We start from the raw sequence: 20,294 nt of genomic DNA on the forward strand, positions 1-20,294 counted from the left end.
TGGCCGTGCCTTGCCCGGAGGTTCACACATGATTCCCGGTGGCCCCTCAGTCCCGTTGTTCCTCGGTCGTTCCTCGCGTCCGCTGCTGGCCGCGCTCTGCCTGCTGTTCGCACTTCCCTCGAGCGCGCAATCCCTGGCGGACCGGCTCGACTTCTCCATGTACGGCCGCGTCGGCGTGGGCTGGGCGCCCACCAGCGGCGAGTTCATCCAGGGCAAGACGTTCAACCTCACGGGCCGCTCCGTGGGAGGACGACTGGAGGAGGGCGACTATCTGGAGCCCTCCCTCAAGCTGCACCTGCTCAAGCCGGCCGAGGGCAGCGTGGATGCGCCCTACGCCTACGCGGTGCTGACGCCCGCGATGTGGGCCAACAACGGCCTGTTCATCGGCCTGACGAGCAATCGCTTCAGCTCCACGCTGGCGCTGGAGTTGGGAGAGGCCTACGTCGCGGCGGGAAACATCCTGGTCCCCGGCCTGAAGTTCTGGGGCGGCGTGCGCTTCTATCGCGGCACGAACGTGTACCTGGCGGACTACTGGTACTTCAACAACCTGTCCGCGCAGGGGCTGGGAGTTCAGTACGGGCCCATCGACGTGGCGGTGCTGCTCCAGACCTCCGCCACGCTCGCGGAGTACGCGGTGGACACGGATGGCGATGGCGAGCCGGACCGCCGCCGTCAGCGCACCGTCATCGTGGGCCAGTACACGCACACCTTCCAGAGCAAGCACGCCATCCATCTGCTGACGGAGATTCACGCGCTGCCCGAGGCGGCCTCGCTCGCTCCCGCCGACGCGCGAATCCTGCCGCCGGACGTGGGCGTGGTGGGGGGCGTCAAGGGGCACGTGGAGCTCGGTAACGGCAGCTTCAACGACACCTCGGTGCGCATCGGCAGCCGCATCGCCAATGGCAGCCTCGCGGGGCTCCCGACGTGGAACACCTATGGTCTTCCCGCGGCGAATGGCCGGTACTCGGGCGCGTATGGCGTGGAGGTGGTGAACCACCTGCTCTACAACGTGAACCCGCTCTTGAGCGTCAACGCCTACGGCACCCTGCACGCGGGCCGGGGCGCGAGCGGCGCGGTGACGGACCGCTATGTCGAGTACGCGCTGGGCGCGCAGAGCACGCTGTACCTCCATGACCAGTTCCACCTGGTCAACGAGGCGAGCTTCCAGGGTTTCCGCGAGGGACATCAGCGGTACGGGACGGCGCTGAAGCTGTCGCTGGTGCCCACGCTGGTGCCCACCGGCAAGCGCGACGTCTGGGCCCGCCCGCACCTGCGGCTGTTCTACACGCTGGCTGTCTACAACCAGGCGTCGGTCGACCGGCTCATCTCGCCGTACCTCCAGACGGTGGGCGGCTCCACCGTGGGCCACTACCTGGGCGCGCGCGTGGAGTGGTGGCTCTGACCTCCCGCGCGACACCCCATCCACAGTTTCGTTTCAGGGCCACGCTCGACGTGGCGAAGGGAGACCCGATGAAGCGGCTCGTGTTGTGCCTCACGATGGTGACGTTGTTGCTGTCCGCGTGCCGTCGCCCGACGGAGCTGGCCGTCGAGTGGCAGCCGGTGGACAACTCGGTGGGCAGCTGGAAGTTCTTCCGCTCCGAATTCACCTTGGAGAACCGGGGTGAGCGGGAGCTGGGCTCGCGGGGCTGGAAGCTCTACTTCAGCTTCGTGCGCCGCATCCTCGACGAAGGGGAGGGTGACGCGACGGGAATCCAGGCGCTCGCGGCGCAGGGCATCCGACTCTCCAGGGCCGGAGTGGCGAAGAGCGGCGACTACTATGTGCTGGAGCCGTTGCCGGGCTTCGTACCCCTTCGCCCTGGCGAGAAGCGGAAGCTGTCGGTGCTGGCCTCCGACTGGGCCGTCCTGAAGTCCGACGCGCCCGCCGGGTTCCACATCGTGTTCGAGGGTGGCCCGTTCGGGGCGGACCTCTCGCTCGCGGTGCCCGCCACGGTGCGCCTGGATGCGGCGGACCCGAAGCAGACGACGCGCTTCGAGGGAGACGTGCTGCCCGTTCAGACGCCGGCGCTGCGCTACGCGGAGAACCCCTCCTTCCAGTCGTTGGACTTGAAGGCGCGGCTGCTGCCGACCCCGCGTCAGGTGGACGTCCGGGAGGGCGAGGTGGTGCTGGGTGGCGCGGTGGGCATCCTCCACGCGCCGGGGCTCGGAGGCGAGGCGGCCTATCTCGCCGCGGCGCTCGGAGACGTGCTCTCGGCGTCCATCACCACGCGCGAGGCCCAGGGAGACGCGGGTTCGGAGCGCATCCGCTTGAGCATCGATTCGGCGCTCGATGTCGACGGCGATGGCGACAAGGACGCCGAAGGGTACGTGCTGGAGGTCGAGGCAGACGGCGTGTCGGTGGTGGGCTCGGACGCGGCGGGGGTGTTCTACGGCATCCAGACGCTGCGTCAGTTGGTGCCGGTGGAGGCCTACGCGGCTTCGGTGAATCCCACGAGCAGGCCCGCCGTGCTGTCGCTGCCTCGCGTGCGTATCACCGACGTGCCGGGCTTCGCCTACCGGGGCATGAGCCTGGACGTGGCACGACACTTCCAGACGAAGGAGACGGTGAAGAAGCTGCTCGACGTGCTGGCGCACTACAAGGTGAACGCGCTTCACCTGCGCCTCGCGGATGACGAGGGCTGGCGCATCGAGGTGCCCGGCATCCCCGAGCTGACCACCTACGGCGCGCGGCGCGGCTATGCCCTCCAGGAAGCCCAGATGCTGCAAATCGGTCTGGGCAGTGGCGGCGACCTGGCGCAGGGAGACGGTGTGGCCTTCAAGCCGGAGTCGCCCACCGAGGCCAACGGTGGAGTCGCGCCGCGCTACCAGGGCTTCGAGCGGGCGACGCTCAACTTCGTGGGCGCGGGCCATGGTTACTACACCGTGAAGGACTACGAGGAGCTGCTGGCGTACGCGGCCGAGCGGCACATCGACGTGATTCCGGAAATCGACATGCCGGGGCACGCGCGGGCGGCGGTGAAGGCGATGGAGTACCGCTTCCGGAAGTACCAGGGCACGGACCCGGTGCGCGCGGCGGAGTACCGCCTGGTGGACCCGGCCGACACCTCGGTGCACACCAGCGTGCAGGGCTACACGGACAACTTCGTCAATCCCTGCCTGGAGTCGACTTATGCCTTCCTGGCCAAGGTGGCCCAGGAGCTGAAGGCTCGCCACGACGCGGTGCCCGGGGCGCGGCTCTTGGCCATCCACGCGGGGGGCGACGAGTTGCCTTCGCTCGCGGCGAACGTGTGGTGGCAGGGCTCGCCGGTGTGCCAGCAGAACCCGGAGACGCGTGGCCTCACGGACGTGCAGCTCTTCAACCGGTTCTTCACGCGTTGGGGCGGGCTCATCACCGCGACGGGCGTGGCGGCCACGGGTTGGGACGACATCATCCACCACGGATTGGACCTGCCGGGCTTCATCCCCATGCCGTGGAGCAACGTGTGGGGCTGGGGGCGCGAGGACGACGCGTACCGGTATGCGAACCAGGGCTCCCGCGTGATTCTGTCGCACGCGACGAACCTCTACATGGACCTGGCGTACAACAAGGACCCGGACGAGCCCGGCTATTACTGGGCCAACTTCGTCGACGAGAAGAAGACCTTCGAGTACCGGCCGTTCGATGTGTATGTGAATGGCACGGCGGACCGGATGGGCAACCCCATCGACCCGAGCGCCTGGGCGACGAAGGAGCGGCTCACCGAGGCGGGGCGCAAGAACATCCTTGGCATGCATGGGTTGCTCTTCGGGGAGAACGTCAAGACGCCGCAGGTGATGGAGTATCTGGCGTTCCCCAAGATACTCGGCGTGGCGGAGCGCGCCTGGAACCCGGAGCTGCCCGCGCCTGACCAGATGCCCGCGCTGTGGGCTCGGTTCGCCAACAGCCTGGGACAGTCCGTCCTGCCTCGGCTGGGCGCCTATCGTCCGGTGGACGTGCGCGGGGAGCTGCCCGACAGCGTGGGGGTGAACTACCGCATCCCCTTGCCCGGGGCTCGGCGCACGGGCGGGAAGGTGCACGCCAACGTGCGCTTCCCGGGCCTCGTCATCGAGTACTCGGCGGATGGCGGCCGGAGCTGGGCCGTCTATTCGGAGCCCGTGAGTGCCCAGGGCCGGGTGCTGCTGCGCGCTCGGGCGAGTGATGGCCGGAGCAGTCGCGAGGTCGAGCTGAACTGACGGGGGCGGCACCCTTCTGCTTCTCCGCTTCGCGGGGTGAGGGTGCCGCGTCCTCGACAGGTGACACCGCCCACCGGGAGCGCCCGGTGGGCCGGGCAGCGCCGGGCCCGACGCCCCTGCGCGGATGAGGCTGGGAGAGGCCATGGCGACTGCCAAGCTCGGTGTGGATGAACCTCGCGTCCGGGAAGCGAGTCGGGGGAATCGTGACGCGGTCGGCGCGCTCCTGACGGAGCTGTTGCCCCGGGTCCGGACGCGGGTGCGGTACCTGGTTCGCCGCGACACGGAGGTGGACGACGTGACGCAGGAGGCGCTCGTCGCCATCCTGCGCGGCCTGCGCGGCTACCGGGGCGACGGCGCCTTCGCGTCCTGGGCGGACCAGGTGGTGCGACGGGTGAGCTTCGCGGCCTCACGCAGGGCCCGCATCGAACGACGTCAGCGCGATGAAGCGAGTGCCCGGGACTTCGAGTCCTGCGACGAGCTGGCGAGGGAGGACTGCCTGCTGCGTCGACAGGTGGAGGGGCTCCTCGCGCAGCTCCCCGACGAGCAGCGCCGCGCCCTCGTGCTTCACCATCTTCAGGGAATGAGCGTGCCCGAGCTGGCGGATGCGCTGGAGATTCCCTTCGAGACGGTGAGGAGTCGACTCCGGTTGGGGCGGGCCCACCTGCGCGTGCTCGTCGCCCGGCGTGGCGCTTCGCTTCAAGCCTGAGCCACCCCGGCACCTGTCGGATTCAGGACCGCCGCCGCCCGCGATGGCGATGCGCGGCGCCCCGAACCCGCGGTGCTCGCGCTCTGAACCTCATCCTCGGGGCGAGGCCGACGGAGTTGCCTGCACGGGCGAGGCCCGCGGGATGTGGCTCCCTGGCCGGCGTGCCTGGAGGTGCTCCCGGCCCGCGCCACGCCTTGGATTGAACAACCCGTCGTGTGCGCCCCGGGCCCGGGGGTTGTTTCCCGGCGTGTGCCTCACAACTCCGTGAAGCCCCCTTCGCTGAGCGAGCGCCTGGGGCGTGCCCCCGTGCATGGAAAAGGAGTCAGGTGATGCGGAGTTTGCGAACGAAGACAGTCACGCTCGGCGTGGTGCTGCTGGGCTGGGTGGTGCTCTCGGGCTGCGGGCAACCCGAGGAGGGCATGACGCCGGACACCTGGGGAGACGACGTGGGGCGCCCCATGGCATCCCAGGAGGCCGTGGGACCGCCGAGCGTGCGGGCGTGGCAGGTGCTGGACACGGGCATGATCTATCGCGGCAACACGCGCTCCTCGCGCATCGTGCGGGACAGCGGGGGCAACGTGCTCACCCTGGCGAGCTACTGGCGAAACGGCTCCCAGCGCACGCTGGAGCTGCTCAAGCTGAATCCACTCGGACAGGAGGTCTGGCGCAAGGTCTTCGCGTGGCCCGTGGCGCAGCTCCAGCCCGCCGAGTCGGACTTCTATTCGTTCCCGGACCTGGTGGTGGATGCCTCCGACAACATCCTGATGGCGGGCCATGCGCCGGAGACGATGGACCTGGGAGATGGCGCGCTGGGCAAGCGCTCGTTCGTGGCGAAGTTCTCTCCAGCGGGGACGCTGCTGTGGCGGCACGCCTTGTGTGACGAACTGGGCATCCGCGCGGTGGCGGTCGACTCGCAGGGCGCGGTGTGGCTCGGAGGCCAGGTGGGCCTGAACTGCAACGTGGGCGGCGGCGTCCGGTGGGTGCTGGAGGTCCCGGGGTGGCAGGGCTACATCGCGAAGTTCGACGCGAATGGCGACTACGTCTTCGACCGCGCCATTGGTGGCAGGGGTGACCGCGTGGAGGTCATGGACCTGAAGACCTCCTCGGACGATGGCGTCGTCGTCGTGGGGTGGCGCTATGTCTTCAACCGTTCGCCGGAGCGGGTGGCCTTCGTGTCCAAGTTCGCCCGGAACGGTCCGCACCGCTGGTTCCGCGAGTACCCGGAGGCCCCCGGTGGCTTCTATGCCGTCGCGGCGCTCGGTGACGACATCGTCGCGGTGGGCAGCTTCTCGGGGACCATGCGCTTCAAGGGACAGGACTATCCGGGAGGCATCTGGGGACGCGGCAACATCGCGGCGTACTCGCTCACCGGAGAGGAGCGCTGGATGACGCTGCTGGGGGCCTGGTTGAAGGACGTCTCCACGGGACCACTGGGTGTCGCGGTGCTGGGGGCGTGCGACGCCACGTGTCCGCCGCCCGAGGTCCAGTTCGGCGGCACGGATGGAGTGCTCGGGCTCTACTCTCCGGCAGGAAGTCGACTCTGGGGCGCGGGAATCGGGCCCTTCCACGGAGCCGCGTGGGAGCTGACGTACCACCCCACGGGCGAGGTCTCCCTCACGGGGGACGCGGACGTCGATACCTCGACGACGCCGTTCAGCGCGAAGCAGCTCATCCAGCGACTGCGGCCCCAGTAGCGCGGTGCCTCCTCACGCCAGCAGTGGCCTCCGAGTCCGAGGGAGGCCCTGTGCTGGACGGTATTCACCATGGGCGCGAGGCACTGGGCAGGGACGACGATGCGATCCGTGTGCACGCTGTCAGGGCGCGCGCGCCTGCTCGGGCTGGGCCTGTCGTGCCTCCAGCTTGCGGTAGTGCTCGGCGAGGACATCGAAGGCCTGCTTGCGCTGGCCCGTCTCCGAGAGCAGCCCCTTGCGATTCCAGCCCTGCTGGTAGACGGGATGCTGGCGCCGGGGTGAGCGGAAATCCTTCAGCACCCAGGGAGACAGGCCGCGCAGCGAGGGCACCTTCTCGCTCATCGCGAGCGTCTGCCGGTGGTACTCGGCCTGGAACTCCTCGGAGAACTTCCGCTTCAGCCCGGGCTCGTGGAAGCCCGCCTGGGCGTCGGCGCCGAACTCGGAGAAGACGAGCGGCTTGCCCGTGTCGTTGCGCCAGCCGATGCCCGGAAGGTCCGCCAGCGCGTCGTCGGAATACCAGCCGTTGTAGGTGTTCACCGCCGCCACGTCGAGGTGGCTCACCAGCGGGTCCTTCACCACCATCACCGACTGGCCCTTCTCCTGGACACGGTCGATGAGCAGCGCCGCCGTCACCAGCCTCGTGTCGTCGAGCGCTCGCGCATCTGCCGCCAGTCGCGCGAGGAAGGCGTTGCGCGCATCGCTCACGGGCGTCTCGTTGGCCACGCTCCAGAACGCGATGGAGGCGCGGTTGCGGTCCCTCAGGATGTTCTCCGCGAGCATCCGCCGCGCGGTCTCCAGCGTCTCGCCCCGGGCGAAGTTGACGCGCCAGTAGACGGGAATCTCGCTCCAGACGAGCAGCCCCAGCTCGTCCGCCATGCGCGTCATGACCTCCGAGTGGGGGTAGTGGGCCAGCCGCACGAAGTTGCCGTGGAGGCCGTGCTTCACCTCGCCGAGCAGCGCGCGCGCCGCCCCGGGCGTCATGGCGCGGGTGGGGTTCTTGCCCAGCTCCTCTTCATGCAGGCTGATGCCGCGCAGGAAGACAGGCTTGCCGTTGAGCAGGATGTCGTGGCCCTTCACTTCCAACGTCCGGAAGCCGATGCGGTCCACCAACCGGTCCTCGCCGGCCTCCACCGTCACCTCGTAGAGCGAGGGCTGTTCAGGGCTCCAGCGCTTCAGGGTGGAGGGCTCCGCCGCATCGCCCGTCCAGCTCCCATCCGCGCCGGTGCGTCCCTTCAACGTCAGGGACAGCGCGGGGATGCGCACCCGCACCTCGGTGTCCCCGGGCCGCGTGCCCTGGAGCCGCACCGTCGCGCGGAGGCGGCCGTCGTCGCCCAGGCGCACCCACGCATCGTCGATGTACGTGGCCGGCGTCAGCACCAGTCGCACGGGTCGGGTGAGGCCGCCATAGGTCTCCCAGTCGGTGACGGTGGGCGGCACGGTATCGGCGGAGCGCACGGAGTCGACGCCGACCGTCACCTGGTTCTCCCCCGTGCGCAGCAAGGAGGTCACCTCGAACGCGAAGGGCGTGAAGCCGCCCTCGTGAATCCCCACGGGCTTGCCATTCAAATACACACGCGCCACGTAGTCCGCGGCGCCGAAGCGCAGGAACGCTCGCTGGCCCGGGGTCTTGGTCGCGGTGAAGGTCCGCTGGTACCAGACGAGCCCGTCGTAGTAGCGCATCGTCTCGTCGTGGGAGATCCACGAGGCGGGCAGGTGGACCACGGGCGAGCGACGCATGTCGTATTCGTAGAGCGCCTGGGGATTCGCGCGCGTGACGGCATCGACATCGACGTCGTCATGGCGACGGTGTCCGGGGCCGGCCTCCGCGCCATGGAAGCCTGCGAGGCCGTCTCGGTACGGGTCCACGGACCAGTGCCACGCACCCGACAAGTCCTGTCCGGCGCGAGCCTCCACGTTGACCAGCACGGGCCCCACGCGCGCGGGTGTTGTCTGGGAAGGAGTTGCCGCGAGGGATTGCGTCGCCAGTCCGACAATCACGGTCAGCCCTCCACACACCTGCTTGAGCCACTGTCCCCGCATGGTCATGCTCCGTGAGTGCGAATGTGTCCGCCGTGCCTCGGCACGCGCCGCCTGGGGCGCAGGCTAGGCAGGGAGGACAACCCCTGTCGAACGCAGGTGCTCCAGCGCTTGCTTCGACAGTCTTTCCCGCAACGTCTCACGGGCTGGAGGTGACGCATGTCCAGGCCGCATGAGGAGGCGGAGCACCCGCTGTCCGGTGCGACGGCGCGCTCGGTCCTCACCGTGTTCTTGAGTGTCCTGATGGCGTTCTTCCCCAAGTGCGCCATGTGCTGGGCCGCGTACCTCAGCCTGTTCGGAAGCGTCGGGCTGGCGAGCGCGCCCGCCGTGGAGTGGCTCTTCCCCGTGCTGCTGGGGCTCTCGGGCGTCCACCTGGGGCTCCTGCTGCGGCGGGCGCCGCGCAAGGGCTACGTCCCCTTCATGCTCAGCCTCGTGGGCCTCGTCGTCATCCTGGGTGCGCGGCAACAACTCCCGGTGCGACCCTGGCTGTCGTTCCTCGGCATCGCGCTCATGGCCGGCGGCTCGCTGCTGAACGGCTTCTCCGTCCGTCCCTCGAAGGACGCCACCTGAGTCGGACCTGCCCTCGCCGCCCCGCGCGTTGACGCACGAGGACTTCTGTTGGGGCGCGCGCCGTGAAAACGGACAACCCTTCGTGGAGCCCTATACTGGGGGCCACTCAGGGAGACATCTCAGCATGGGTACGCGCATCCTCGGCATGGTGCTGGCCGGAGGCCAGGGAACTCGGTTGTCGCCGCTCACGCTGAGGCGCTCGAAGCCAGCGGTGCCCTTCGGTTCGAAGTACCGCATCATCGATTTCGCGCTCAACAACTTCATCAACTCCGGCATCTACTCCATCTACGTCCTGACGCAGTTCAAGGCGCAGTCGCTGACGGAGCACATCCAGCGCGGCTGGCGCTTCGGCTCGGTGCTGCTGTCGGACTACTTCATCACCCTCGTGCCCGCGCAGATGTACCTGTACGAGGAGCTGGGGCCCGTCTGGTACCGGGGCACCGCGGACGCCATCTACCAGAACATGCATCTGGTGGAGAACCACCGCCCCGAGCACATGGCCATCTTCTCCGGCGACCACATCTACAAGATGAACGTGGCGCACATGCTGGAGCAGCACGAGTCCCAGCGCGCGGACATCACCATCGCCGCGTACCCCACGCCCCTGGCGGACGCCCACCGCTTCGGCGTCATGCAGGTGGACGAGCGGGGCCGGGTGACGGAGTTCCAGGAGAAGCCCAAGGACCCCAAGGCCATCCCCGGCCGGCCGGACACCGCGCTGGCCAGCATGGGCAACTACATCTTCCGCAGCAAGGTGCTCGCGGAGCTGTTGGAAGTGGACGCGAAGACGGAGGGCTCACAGCACGACTTCGGCAAGGACGTGCTGCCGCGCGCGCTGCGTGACGGCTATCACATCCAGGCCTACGACTTCGCCAAGAACCCCATCCCCGGCCAGACGGCGCCCAACACCTACTGGCGCGACGTGGGGACGCTGGACGCGTACCACGAGGCGTCCATGGACCTGGTGTCGGTGAACCCGGAGTTCGACATCTTCAACGCCGAGTGGCCGCTGCGCTCCGCCAGCGAGTACAGCCCGCCCGCCAAGTTCGTCCACGAGGCCGGGGACAGGGTGGGGCGCGCGCTCAACTCCATGGTGGCCGGCGGCTGCATCATCTCCGGCGGCGTGGTGCGCGAGAGCATCCTCTTCCGCCGCGCGCGGGTGAACAGCTACGCCAGCGTGCAGCGCTCGGTCATCTTCGATGAGGTGGACATCGGCCGGCACGCGCAGGTGAAGAACGCCATCATCGACAAGGGCGTGCGCGTGCCTCCCAACGCGAAGGTGGGCTACGACCTGGAGGCCGACAAGGCGCGCGGCTTCACCGTCACCGAGAGCGGCATCGTCGTGGTGCCCAAGGGCTACCGCTTCGAATGAGCCGCGCGCTTCACAGCCCGCGCTTGCCGTCCGCCCAGTAGGCCTTGCTGCGCACCGAGCGGCGCGAGACGCCGTGCCGCTCCAGCAGCTCCTTGCGCAGCTCGACGATGGAGCCCGCGTGCCCGGCCAGGTAACACGTCGCGCCCGGAAGCACGTTGCGCCCAAGCCACGCTCGCAGCGCCTCGCCTCGCGGCTGTCCGTGCTCGCGCGTGACGGCCGTCAGGGGCACGCCCACCCGCTCCAGCCAGTCCTCCGCTCCCGGCTCCACCTCGATGGCGCCCAGCAGCCTCAGCGGTGAGGGCAGGGCGCGAATCATCGCCTGGAACAACCCCAGACACGTCTCGTCGCCCAGGAACACGTGCGCGGGGGCCTCCTCGTCCACGCTGAGCCGGCCTCCGGGCCCGAGGATGTCCGCCGTGTCTCCCGGCTGGAGCGCCGAGGCCCACGCGCTGCCGGGCCCCTGCCCATGCAGGAAGAAGACGACCTCCATCGCCCCCGTCGCCGGGTCCATCATCGACGGCGTGTAGTGGCGGAACGCCGTCGCGTTGACGCGGAACTCCACCTCCTGTCCGGGCTCGTGGACGACGCCGCGCAGGGACTCTCCCTCGAAGCGCACCCGCCGCAACCGGGCCGCCAGCGTCTCCACCCGGACGATGTGCGAGGGCTTCGCGAACCAGGGCATCAACGTGTTCGCGAGGACCGCGGGCATCTCCGGCATGGCTCTCTCCGTCGGGGTTTCGGTGTTCAATCTTTAATATTGAAAATGAGAATCGTTATCAAGTAGGCTGTCGTCCTGTCGAGTGGGCAGTGCTTCGCGGAAGCGTGGAAGTGGTGCCTGAGCGTCGGAGAGCGCGGCGGGGCCCTCGACAAGAAAACCCGGAGTCGCGTGCTCTGGGAGTCACGTCACGCAGTCCGCACAGGGAGAGGAATCAGAGAATGATGAGCGATAACGAGCAGGCGCTGCCGAGGCGCGCCGGACAGCAGGGGTTGTGGGTCCTCGTGGCCGTGGGGATGTCGCTGGCGTTGCTGGCGGGCTGCGGCGAGGACGACCCGAAGGTGGAGCCCGAGCCGGAGGTCTGTGAGGCGAGCCAGGTGACCTGCACCGAGCAGACCATCGACCGGCTGACGCTGCTGACGGCGGTCTCCACGGGTGAGGTTCGCGAGGAGGGGACGACGGCTGGTGAGTTCCACACCTTCGTGGACTCGCGCGCGGGTGGCCTGACGCCGACGATGTCCTATACGTACCTGCGCTTCACGCCGACGGGGCTGACGCAGGTGCAGGTGAGTGACCAGGCGGCGCTCGCGTCGACGGAGTGGGACCTGGCGGTGCGTCGCTACACGATGCGCGTCAACAGCGGCACGTCCGGGCCGTCCTGCGTCTCGGTGGCGAACACGCCCGAGGGCACGACGTTCGCCTCGGTGACGTCGAAGAGCGCGGCCGGGGAGTTCAAGACGGAGGCGTGGTTTGATTCCACCTGCACGCTCATCCCCGACGACTCCGGTCTGGGCGGGCCCGCGACGCTCCTGGGTGGCTTCTGGACGTACCAGAGCTGCGTGGAGATGACGGGTCGCATCTTCATCGTCCGGCTGGCGGACGGCCGTCACGTGAAGCTGGAGGTGACGGGGTACTACGAGCCTGCGGCGCAGCAGGTCTGCAACGAGACGCACTCGGTGCCGCAGCCGAGCGGCTCCGGCTCCATCCGCATCAAGTGGGCGTTCCTGCCATGAGGCTCGGGGCGTGGCTCCTGCTTCTTCCCCTGGGTTGTGGCCCCGTGCAGGCATCGCGGGAGCCGCATGAGCTTCCGGAGACGTTCGCCGGGTCGCGAGCGGGGCAGCAGGCTGGAGCGCGCCCCACCTCACCCCAGGCGGTGCCGCCGAGCTTCGGCGTGGACGAGCAGGTGGAGTCGGCGGTGTCCCCGGGGGGGCGCTTCCGGGTCCACTTCTCGCGCGTCGGGCTCAACGCGGTGCCGCCGGGGGACGCGGATGGCAATGGCGTGCCCGACGCGGTGGACGTCGTCGGACGGGCCTATGAGCGCGTCGCGGATTTCTATGTCGGGCTGGGGTTCCTCCTGCCGCGCGACGATGCGTCGGTGGGGGCGGACAACGGTGGTGATGGGTTGTTCGACGTGTACCTCGTGGACTTCGCGGGCCGGGCGGATGGCGCGTTCCGGCTGGATGGCTGCGAGAGCGCGGACCAGAAGTGCGCGGGGCACATGCTCCAGGAGAACGACTTCGCGGGGTACGACTACCCCTCCTTCGAGGAGGCGGTGAGCATCCTGGCCAGCCACGAGTTCTTCCACGCGGTGCAGGCGGCCTATCGACCGGGGCTGGGCAGCGTGGCGTCGGAGGGCACGGCGGTGTGGGCCAGCGAGCGCTTCGACGCGACGCTCGATGACCTGGAGCAGTTCACGTCGTCGTATCTGTCCCGGACGGACCGCAGCCTCGTGTTGGACCCGACGGGGCCGGCCGCGTCGTTCAGCTATGGCGCGGGGGTGTTCTTCCAGTACCTGGGTGAGCGCTTCGGTGACAGGGTCATCCTGGCGATGTGGCAGGAGAGCCTCGTCGCGCCGACGGCGCCCTGGGCCATCTTGTTGGACACGGTGCTGCGTCGCGAGTGGGGCGCGGACTTTGACACGGCCTTCGCCGAGTTCTCGCAGTGGAACCTCTCCACCGGCGCGCGGGCGCGCGTCGAGCAGGGCTATGCGCGAGGGGGCGGGTATGACGGGCTCGCGCCGTCGGCCCGGACGTTGCCCACCGAGGAGGCGGATGTCCGGGTGACGACCGCGTCGACGCGCTACTTCACGGTCCCGGGTGGCTCCGCGGAGGTGCTGGCCACGTATGTGCTCAAGGCCGGTGAGGACCCCGCGAAGCTGCACCTGCTGGTGGCGGCGGTGACGGATACATCGGTGCTCCGCGTGTCACGCGCGGAGGGGACGGGCGCGCTGTCCGCGAAGGTGGACGCGTCGGATGCGAGCGAGGTCATCATCGCGGTGGTGGATGGTCGCCACGAGGGCGTGGGCCGCTACGGGACGCTCTGCCTCACGGCGGACCCCGCGGGTGCGCCGTGTGTCGACGTGACGCCCGAGCCCGAGGACCCCGAGGACGAAGGGGGCTGTAGCGCGGCGCCGAGCGGACCTGGCTGGATGGCGCTGGTGCTGGCGTTGCTTGCGCTCGGTGCACGTCCGAGGCAGGCGCTTCGGCGGGCAGTCGTGGTGCGCCGTGACTCCGTGCGGTGAGCGCGGTGTGGCGGCTCCTGGCCTGAGCGAAACCTGACCTGGCTTGAGACGTCACCGCTGGGGCCGCGCGCGTCGCGGCCTCTCGTCGAGCCGCGCCCCCGGACGAAGGTCGCCTCGCTGGGGCGCGCGTCGAGGCCTCTCATCGAGCCGGGCTCCCCGGACGAAGGCCGCCTCGCTGGGGCGCGCGTCGTGGCCCCGCGTCGAGCTGGTGCCCCCGGACAAAGGCCACGTCGCCGGGAGCGCGTGCGTCGCGGCATCGCATCGAGCTGGAGGCTTTGGACGAAACGTCATCGCCGGGGCGTGAGCCTCGCCCCGCGAGGCCGAGGCCACGCGAGCCCGAGTCGAGTCAGGAGCCCTGGGCGGAGGTGTGCTGCTGGGGCGCTGAATCCTGGGGAGCAGGTGCCCGCTGAGGTGTCGGCGCGGGCGTCCCTGAGGGGCACTGGCGCTGGTACTCGGTCAGCGCACGCTGGAAGCGCTCCTGCTCCTCCTTGGGCCACTCGGCCGGAAGCTTCGCGATGGCCTGCTGCTGCTCGCGCAGCGCGTCCTCGCAGCGGCCTCGGTGGTAGGCCACCCGAGCCGCTGTCTCCAGCACATAGGAATTGTGGGACGCGGTCTCTTTCGCCGTGTGCGTCAGGGGCTCGGCCTCGACGTAACGGCCGGCCTGGACATGCAGCCACGCCAACTCCGTCGCGGCCCACCAGTACCTGGGCGACAGGCGGTTCAACTGGCGCAGCGCCTTCTCGTACGTGGCGTCTTTTGGATTGTCCCGTGCGAGCACCCGGGCCAGATGCGCCCAGGCCGCGGGGCTGGTCGGAAACTGCTCGGTCCGAGTCCGCGCCCAGTCCAGCTCCTCCTGGGCCGTGAGCTCCACGTCGCTGAGCATCGTGTTGAATTGGAAGACGTACTCCGTCTCGACCGGGTGTCCCGCCAGATTCGCCGGCTTGTACCGCATCGTCCGCACCGAGGCGACCAGGGCCTCCGTGACTCCATACGGCGCGGACTCCACCACTCGGATGTTCCGGACCTGCCCGTCCGCCCCCAGGAGGGCGGTGAGGACGACGATGGCCACCCCCTTGTTGAGGCGGGCTTCCAGCGGAACCACAGGTGCCTGGCCCGCGATGCGCTTGGGTGGCTGGAACCGCGTGCGGAGGTAGTCGCACGCTTCCTTCAAGCCTGCCCTGCACGCGGCGCCGATGCCCGCGGAGGCCTGGCGGAACTGCTCCTGGGTGAGCGTGCCCGACAATTTCTGGACCGCTTCCGCGAAGACACTGGGGGCCTGCTCGGGCTCCACCTCGGTGGTCGGCGCGGAGTCTCCGGGCGGGCTGACGACGGATCCGAAGAGCCTGGAGTCCTCGGTCCGCGGGTCCAGGTAGTGGGCCATGGCGCGCGACAGGTGCCCATGGCTCGCGGGCAGCGAGGGAATGCGGGCGGAGTGGCCACACGCGGTGGCTCCGAGCAGCAGCGAACAGAGAACGACATGCAGTGGACGCATCCTCGCCCACGCTAGCCCTTGCCCAAGGCATGTCCAAGGTTGCGGGCGGGGAGGTGCTGTCCGGGGTGTGACAGGGAGTCCAGCCTCCCCTTCCCTGGGGAGGAATTCGCCGTCGACCGCGCGACATTACGAGGCGAGCGAGGCGTCAGGACTCGTTCAAGTGGGTGCGAGGCATATCGCGTCTGTCCCGAGTTCCAGCTAAGCGTGTCCTCCTGACCGCCGCACGGACCCGAGACCTTCATGTACAGCGCATCCGGCCAGGACAGCAGCGCGCCCTTCATCCGCTCGGTGGGGCGCGCACTCCCGCCTCATTACGCCTCGCAGGAGCAGCTCATCGCGGCCTTCCGGGAGCTGTGGGCCAAACGGCACTTCAACCTGGAGCGGCTGGAGGACCTGCACCGCGCCGTGCAGGTGGGAGGCCGCTACCTGGCGTTGCCCATCGACGCGTATCCGGCCCTGGTCACCTTCCAGCAGCGCAATGACGCCTGGATTCGCGAGGCCACGGCGCTCAGCGAAGTCGTGGTGCGACAGGCGCTGGACGATGCGGGGTTGACGCCGGCCGACGTGGACCACGTCTTCTTCGTCACGGTGACGGGCATCGCCACGCCCAGCATCGAGGCCCGGCTGGCCAACCGGCTGCGCTTCCGCGAGGACTTCAAGCGCACGCCCATCTTCGGGCTCGGCTGTGTCGCGGGCGCGGCGGGCATGGCGCGGGCGGCGGACTACCTGCGCGCCTTCCCCACGCACACCGCGCTCGTCGTCTCCGCGGAGCTGTGCTCGCTGACGCTGCAGCGCGAGGACCTGTCCATCCCCAACATCATCGCCTCCGGCCTCTTCGGTGACGGCGCGGCCTGCGCGGTGCTGAGGGGCGCCCAGGCGCCTGGCGCGAAGGGACCCCGGGTGGTGGCGTCGCGCTCGGTGTTCTATCCGGACTCCGAGCGCATCATGGGCTGGGACGTCGTCGACTCCGGCTTCAAGGTGGTCTTGTCCGCGAAGGTGCCCCAGCTGGTGAAGGACCACATCCAGGGCAACGTGGACGGCTTCCTCGCGTCCCAGGGTTTGAAGCGCGGTGACATCCGTCACTGGGTGGCGCACACCGGCGGGCCCAAGGTGCTGGAGTCCTTCGAGGAGGCGCTGGAGCTGGACAAGGACGCGCTGGCGCGCTCGTGGGCGTCTTTGCGCGAAGTGGGGAATCTGTCCTCGGCCTCGGTGTTGTTCGTGCTGGGGGAGACGCTGGAGAAGGTGACGGCGAAGCCCGGAGAGTATGGACTGATGATGGCCATGGGCCCGGGCTTCTGCGCGGAGATGGTGCTCTTGCGATGGTGACCGCCACACAGGCCGTCTTCCTGGGGTACATGGGCCTGCTCGGGGTGGAGCGGCTGGTGGAGCTGGTGCTCTCCAAGCGCAACGCCGCGTGGGCCTTCGCGCGGGGCGGGGTGGAGACGGGACAGCGCCACTACCGCTTCATGGTGGTGTTCCACTCGCTCTTCCTCGCGGCGTGCGTGGCGGAGGTGTTCCTGCTGCACCGGCCCTTCCTGGGGGGCTGGAGCGGGGCGGCGCTGGGCGGCGCGGTGGTGGCGCAGGGGCTGCGCTACTGGGCCATCTCCACGCTGGGCCCGCGCTGGAACTCTCGCATCATCGTCGTGCCGGACCTGCCGCCGGTGGTGGGCGGGCCGTATCGCTTCCTGCGTCACCCCAACTACGTCGCGGTGGTGCTGGAGCTGGCGTGTGTGCCGCTCATCCACGGCGCGTGGTGGACGGCCGTGTTCTTTTCGGTGGGAAACCTGGTGCTGCTCTCCGTGCGCATCCGCGCGGAGGAAGCGGCGCTGGGGGACGCGTATGCGCGCGCCTTCTCCCACCGCCCCCGTTTCCTTCCCGAGGTGCCCCGTGGCTGAGCTCGAACTGGAAGTCCTGGCGGAGATTCGTCGCATCGCCGCCGATGAGCTGGAGTGGAAGGGCGTGGTGGAGCCCCAGCACGACCTCGTCCGGGACTTGCAACTCGACAGCCTGGGGCTGACGGTGCTGGCGGTGGGGTTGGAGAACCGCTTCCGCATCCGCTTGTCGGAGGAGGACGCGCAGGGGGTGCGCACGGTGGCGGACCTGGCGAAGCTGGTGGAGCGCCGCGTCGCCACGACGGCGCGCACGCCGACGGAGGTCCGCTCGTGAGAGGTCCGACGTTGCCGAAGGTGCGGTTCCCCACGGTGAACGCGATGCTCTCGGCGGCCAGCCGGACGCCCTTCCAGTTGACGTTCGTCGACGCGGCCGAGCGCGAGGAGTCGCTGTCCTGGGCGGAGGTGTACCGCCGCGCGCGTCGCACGGCGGCGGGGCTGGCGCGGCTGGGGGTGCGCGAGGGGGAGCGGGTGGCGTTGCTCCTGCCCACCTCGCCGGGCTTCATGGATGCCTTCTTCGGGACGCTGCTCGCGGGCGCGGTGCCGGTGCCGCTGTATCCGCCCGTCCGGCTGGGGCGCCTGGATGAGTACCACCGGGCCACGGCGCGGATGCTCCAGGTGACGGAGGCGAGCCTCGTCCTCACGGACTCTCGCGTGCGGCTGCTCCTGGGGCCGAGCGTGGAGAAGTCCCGCCCGCGCCTGGGCTGTCACACGGTGGACGACGTGTCGCGAGGGGACGAGGTGCGCGAGGTGGCGGTGGCGTCCGAGGCGCTGGGCCTCATCCAGTTCTCCTCCGGCTCCACGGTGGACCCGAAGCCGGTGGCGCTGACGCATGGAGCGCTGCTGTCGCAGGTGATGGCGCTGGAGGTGGCGATGCCCCTGTCGTCACCCGAGACGCCGCGCGTGGGCGTCAGCTGGCTGCCGCTGTACCACGACATGGGACTCATCGGCTGTCTGCTGTCCGCGCTGCACTATCCCGGGCACCTGGTGCTGATTCCTCCGGAGGTCTTCCTGGCGAGGCCCGCGCTGTGGCTGCGCGCGCTGTCGCGGCACCGGGGCTTCATCTCGCCCGCGCCGAACTTCGCCTATGGCCTGTGCCTGAAGCGGGTGAAGGACGCGGAGATGGAGGGCGTGGACCTGTCGTCGTGGAAGCACGCGCTCAACGGCGCGGAGCCGGTGTCGGCGGAGACGCTGCAGCGGTTCGTCGAGCGCTTCGAGCGCTGGGGCTTCTCCGCGCGGGCGCTGCGTCCGGTGTATGGGCTGTCCGAGGCGTCGCTCGCGGTGACCTTCCCTCCGGAGGGCCGGGGGCCTCGCTCGCTGGGCGTGGACCCGACGGTGCTGGCGAGCGAGGGGCGGGCGGAGGCGGGCGCGCGGATGCTGGTGAGCGTGGGCGCGCCGGTGGCGGGCTTCGAGGTGGAGGTGCGCGACGAGCAGGGCGCGGTGCAGCCGGACCGGCGCGTGGGCCGGGTCTTCACGCGAGGCCCGTCGCTGATGACGAGCTACTTCGGTGACGCGCTCGCCACGCGGCGCGCGCTGACGCTGGATGGCTGGCTGGACACCGGAGACCTGGGCTTCATCGCGGACGGCGAGCTGTACCTGACGGGCCGCGCGAAGGACGTGGTCATCATCCGGGGCGCCAACCACGCGCCGCAGGCGTTCGAGGAGCCGCTCCAGTCCGTGGAGGGCGTGCGCACGGGGTGCGCGGTGGCCCTGGGCTTCACGCCCGAGGGAGGCCAGGACGAGGCGCTGCTCATCCTCGCGGAACGCGGTGGCGACGCGGCGGAGGCGGACGTGGAGGAGCGCATCCGCGCGGCGGTGGTGGAGGCGACGGGGGTGCGGCCGCACACGGTGAAGCTCTTGGAGGCGGGGACGCTGCCCCGGACGTCGAGCGGGAAGCTGCGCCGGGGCGAGGCGCTGCGGCGCTACCTGTCCGGAGAGCTGTCGCCGCCGAAGAAGGTGGGCATGGTGGGCATGGCGGTGGAGATGGCGCGCAGCGCGCTGGCCATGGCGCGGGCGGAGCACGAGACGTGAGACGGTATGACGTGGCCGTGGTGGGAGGCGGGCCGGCGGGACTGGCGGTGGCCATCCACACCACGGCGCGTGGGCTGAACACCGTCGTCCTGGAGCGCGCGACGCTGCCCGCGGACAAGGCGTGCGGCGAGGGGCTGATGCCCTCGGGGCTCGCGGCGCTGGAGCGCCTGGGGGCGCTGGCGCACCTGGACCGCGCGGAGTGCTCGCCCTTCGTGGGCATCCGCTACGTGCAGGAGGATGGCAGCATGGCGGAGGGGCTCCTGCCGGGGCCGGGCGGGTTGGGGGTGCGGCGGGTGGCGCTCGCGTCGGCGCTGGTGGCGCGGGCCCGGGACGTGGGCGTGGAGCTGCGCGAGCGCACGCAGGTGCTGTCGCATCGGCGCGGCGCGGACGGGGTGACGCTGGAGACGGCGGACGGGCCCGTGGAGGCGCGGATGCTGGTGGCGGCGGACGGGCTGGGCTCGCCGCTGCGGCGCGCGGAGGGGCTGGAGGTGGCCTCGGAGGGGCCTCGGCGCTTCGGGTTGCGCAGGCACTTCCAACTGGCGCCGTGGACGCCCTACGTGGAGGTGCACTTCGCGGACGGCGTGGAGGCGTATGTGACGCCCGCCGGAGCGCGACGCGTGGGGCTGGCCTTCCTGTGGGAAGACGGTGGCGTGGAGGGGCGCGTGGGCTTCGACACGCTGCTCGCGCGCTTCCCTCGGCTCCAGGAGCGACTGCTCGTCGCGGCGCCTGACTCGCAGGTGCGCGGCGCGGGGCCGCTGGCGAGGGTGGCGCGGGTGCGCGTGGCGGACCGCTTCGCGCTGGTGGGCGACGCGGCGGGCTACGTGGACGCGCTGACGGGCGAGGGCCTGTCACTGGCCTTCGCGTGCGCGGAGTCGCTGGGGACGCTGCTGCCGGACGCGCTGACGAAGGGGGCGACGCGCCAGGTGCTGCGTCCCTACGAGCAGCGCTTCCAGCAGGTGTTCCGCAAGTACGCCTGGGCCACGCGCGCGCTGCTCATGCTGGCGCGAAGGCCCGGGTTGCGACGCCCCATCGTCCGGCTGCTGGGGCGAAGCCCGTGGATGTTCGAGAGAATCCTCCATGCCGTCGTGGCGTGACGGGGC

General features: G+C 70.0%; 16 protein-coding genes. 13 read left to right on the forward strand and 3 right to left on the reverse strand.

What is annotated here, in order from left to right; all coding sequences use genetic code 11:
- Window positions 1-28 precede the first annotated feature (28 nt).
- The 4 genes from HUA74_RS08980 to HUA74_RS08995 all read left to right on the forward strand — a co-directional run bounded on the left by HUA74_RS08980 (window position 29) and on the right by HUA74_RS08995 (window position 6,570).
- On the forward strand, window positions 29-1,402 hold the full coding sequence (locus HUA74_RS08980; RefSeq protein ID WP_174454176.1) for a carbohydrate porin: 1,374 nt from the start codon (window positions 29-31) through the stop codon (window positions 1,400-1,402).
- Window positions 1,403-1,470: 68 nt separating this feature from the next.
- The gene (locus HUA74_RS08985; RefSeq protein WP_174454177.1) at window positions 1,471-4,170 is read left to right on the forward strand and encodes a family 20 glycosylhydrolase; all 2,700 of its coding nucleotides are present in this window, start codon (window positions 1,471-1,473) and stop codon (window positions 4,168-4,170) included.
- Between the two features lie 142 nt (window positions 4,171-4,312).
- Window positions 4,313-4,876 (forward strand): RNA polymerase sigma factor, encoded by a 564-nt coding sequence (locus tag HUA74_RS08990; protein ID WP_174454178.1) that lies wholly within the window; start codon window positions 4,313-4,315, stop codon window positions 4,874-4,876.
- A gap of 329 nt (window positions 4,877-5,205) precedes the next feature.
- Window positions 5,206-6,570, forward strand: a complete 1,365-nt coding sequence (locus tag HUA74_RS08995; protein ID WP_174454179.1) for a hypothetical protein — start codon at window positions 5,206-5,208, stop codon at window positions 6,568-6,570.
- A 120-nt stretch (window positions 6,571-6,690) separates the two neighbouring features.
- Here HUA74_RS08995 and HUA74_RS09000 read toward each other — a convergent pair whose 3' ends face one another.
- A complete protein-coding gene (locus HUA74_RS09000; RefSeq protein WP_217443379.1) occupies window positions 6,691-8,607 on the reverse strand; it encodes a glycoside hydrolase family 2 protein in 1,917 nt (638 codons plus the stop codon).
- Window positions 8,608-8,763: 156 nt separating this feature from the next.
- Here HUA74_RS09000 and HUA74_RS09005 point away from each other — a divergent pair, with 156 nt between their 5' ends.
- Together HUA74_RS09005 and glgC are read left to right on the forward strand one after the other, a co-directional pair.
- Window positions 8,764-9,174, forward strand: a complete 411-nt coding sequence (locus tag HUA74_RS09005) for a hypothetical protein (protein ID WP_174454181.1) — start codon at window positions 8,764-8,766, stop codon at window positions 9,172-9,174.
- A 124-nt stretch (window positions 9,175-9,298) separates the two neighbouring features.
- A complete protein-coding gene (gene glgC / locus HUA74_RS09010; RefSeq protein WP_174454182.1) occupies window positions 9,299-10,546 on the forward strand; it encodes a glucose-1-phosphate adenylyltransferase in 1,248 nt (415 codons plus the stop codon).
- A 10-nt stretch (window positions 10,547-10,556) separates the two neighbouring features.
- On the opposite strand, the gene HUA74_RS09015 is transcribed toward glgC, so the two are convergent.
- A complete protein-coding gene (locus tag HUA74_RS09015; RefSeq protein WP_174454183.1) occupies window positions 10,557-11,264 on the reverse strand; it encodes a siderophore-interacting protein in 708 nt (235 codons plus the stop codon).
- Window positions 11,265-11,482: 218 nt separating this feature from the next.
- Between HUA74_RS09015 and HUA74_RS09020 the strand changes: the two genes are divergently transcribed.
- A complete protein-coding gene (locus HUA74_RS09020; RefSeq protein WP_141644599.1) occupies window positions 11,483-12,274 on the forward strand; it encodes an HmuY family protein in 792 nt (263 codons plus the stop codon).
- Complete coding sequence (locus HUA74_RS09025) at window positions 12,271-13,782, forward strand: MXAN_6640 family putative metalloprotease (protein WP_254624976.1); 1,512 nt, start codon at window positions 12,271-12,273, stop codon at window positions 13,780-13,782. Before HUA74_RS09020 ends, HUA74_RS09025 begins: the two co-directional genes overlap by 4 nt.
- Before the next feature lie 346 nt (window positions 13,783-14,128).
- On the opposite strand, the gene HUA74_RS09030 is transcribed toward HUA74_RS09025, so the two are convergent.
- Window positions 14,129-15,274 (reverse strand): energy transducer TonB, encoded by a 1,146-nt coding sequence (locus HUA74_RS09030; RefSeq protein ID WP_174454184.1) that lies wholly within the window; start codon window positions 15,272-15,274, stop codon window positions 14,129-14,131.
- 240 nt (window positions 15,275-15,514) lie between these two features.
- Between HUA74_RS09030 and HUA74_RS09035 the strand changes: the two genes are divergently transcribed.
- The 5 genes from HUA74_RS09035 to HUA74_RS09055 are packed head-to-tail and all read left to right on the forward strand — an operon-like array spanning window position 15,515 to window position 20,288.
- Window positions 15,515-16,600 carry a type III polyketide synthase gene (locus tag HUA74_RS09035; RefSeq protein WP_141644601.1) on the forward strand — a complete coding sequence of 362 codons (1,086 nt, stop codon included), beginning with the start codon at window positions 15,515-15,517 and terminating at the stop codon, window positions 16,598-16,600.
- Complete coding sequence (locus HUA74_RS09040; RefSeq protein ID WP_174454185.1) at window positions 16,594-17,169, forward strand: isoprenylcysteine carboxyl methyltransferase family protein; 576 nt, start codon at window positions 16,594-16,596, stop codon at window positions 17,167-17,169. The genes HUA74_RS09035 and HUA74_RS09040 overlap by 7 nt, the downstream gene beginning before the upstream one ends.
- Window positions 17,162-17,440 (forward strand): acyl carrier protein, encoded by a 279-nt coding sequence (locus tag HUA74_RS09045; protein ID WP_141644603.1) that lies wholly within the window; start codon window positions 17,162-17,164, stop codon window positions 17,438-17,440. The genes HUA74_RS09040 and HUA74_RS09045 overlap by 8 nt, the downstream gene beginning before the upstream one ends.
- 44 nt (window positions 17,441-17,484) lie before the next feature.
- Window positions 17,485-19,194, forward strand: a complete 1,710-nt coding sequence (locus tag HUA74_RS09050; RefSeq protein ID WP_174454379.1) for a fatty acyl-AMP ligase — start codon at window positions 17,485-17,487, stop codon at window positions 19,192-19,194.
- A complete protein-coding gene (locus tag HUA74_RS09055) occupies window positions 19,191-20,288 on the forward strand; it encodes an NAD(P)/FAD-dependent oxidoreductase (RefSeq protein WP_174454186.1) in 1,098 nt (365 codons plus the stop codon). Before HUA74_RS09050 ends, HUA74_RS09055 begins: the two co-directional genes overlap by 4 nt.
- The last annotated feature ends 6 nt before the right edge of the window (window positions 20,289-20,294 follow it).

The sequence above is a fragment of the Myxococcus sp. CA051A genome, assembly GCF_013336705.1.
Taxonomy (GTDB): Bacteria; Myxococcota; Myxococcia; order Myxococcales; family Myxococcaceae; genus Myxococcus; species Myxococcus llanfairpwllgwyngyllgogerychwyrndrobwllllantysiliogogogochensis.

Excerpts from the sequence above, each read along its gene's own strand:
- HUA74_RS08980 (WP_174454176.1), top strand. The coding sequence starts at position 29 with ATGATTCCCGGTGGCCCCTCAGTCCCGTTGTTCCTCGGTCGTTCCTCG.
- HUA74_RS08985 (WP_174454177.1), top strand. The coding sequence starts at position 1,471 with ATGAAGCGGCTCGTGTTGTGCCTCACGATGGTGACGTTGTTGCTGTCC.
- HUA74_RS08990 (WP_174454178.1), top strand. The coding sequence starts at position 4,313 with ATGGCGACTGCCAAGCTCGGTGTGGATGAACCTCGCGTCCGGGAAGCG.
- HUA74_RS08995 (WP_174454179.1), top strand. The coding sequence starts at position 5,206 with ATGCGGAGTTTGCGAACGAAGACAGTCACGCTCGGCGTGGTGCTGCTG.
- HUA74_RS09000 (WP_217443379.1), bottom strand. The coding sequence starts at position 8,607 with ATGCGGGGACAGTGGCTCAAGCAGGTGTGTGGAGGGCTGACCGTGATT.
- HUA74_RS09005 (WP_174454181.1), top strand. The coding sequence starts at position 8,764 with ATGTCCAGGCCGCATGAGGAGGCGGAGCACCCGCTGTCCGGTGCGACG.
- glgC (WP_174454182.1), top strand. The coding sequence starts at position 9,299 with ATGGGTACGCGCATCCTCGGCATGGTGCTGGCCGGAGGCCAGGGAACT.
- HUA74_RS09015 (WP_174454183.1), bottom strand. The coding sequence starts at position 11,264 with ATGCCGGAGATGCCCGCGGTCCTCGCGAACACGTTGATGCCCTGGTTC.
- HUA74_RS09020 (WP_141644599.1), top strand. The coding sequence starts at position 11,483 with ATGATGAGCGATAACGAGCAGGCGCTGCCGAGGCGCGCCGGACAGCAG.
- HUA74_RS09025 (WP_254624976.1), top strand. The coding sequence starts at position 12,271 with ATGAGGCTCGGGGCGTGGCTCCTGCTTCTTCCCCTGGGTTGTGGCCCC.
- HUA74_RS09030 (WP_174454184.1), bottom strand. The coding sequence starts at position 15,274 with ATGCGTCCACTGCATGTCGTTCTCTGTTCGCTGCTGCTCGGAGCCACC.
- HUA74_RS09035 (WP_141644601.1), top strand. The coding sequence starts at position 15,515 with ATGTACAGCGCATCCGGCCAGGACAGCAGCGCGCCCTTCATCCGCTCG.
- HUA74_RS09040 (WP_174454185.1), top strand. The coding sequence starts at position 16,594 with ATGGTGACCGCCACACAGGCCGTCTTCCTGGGGTACATGGGCCTGCTC.
- HUA74_RS09050 (WP_174454379.1), top strand. The coding sequence starts at position 17,485 with ATGCTCTCGGCGGCCAGCCGGACGCCCTTCCAGTTGACGTTCGTCGAC.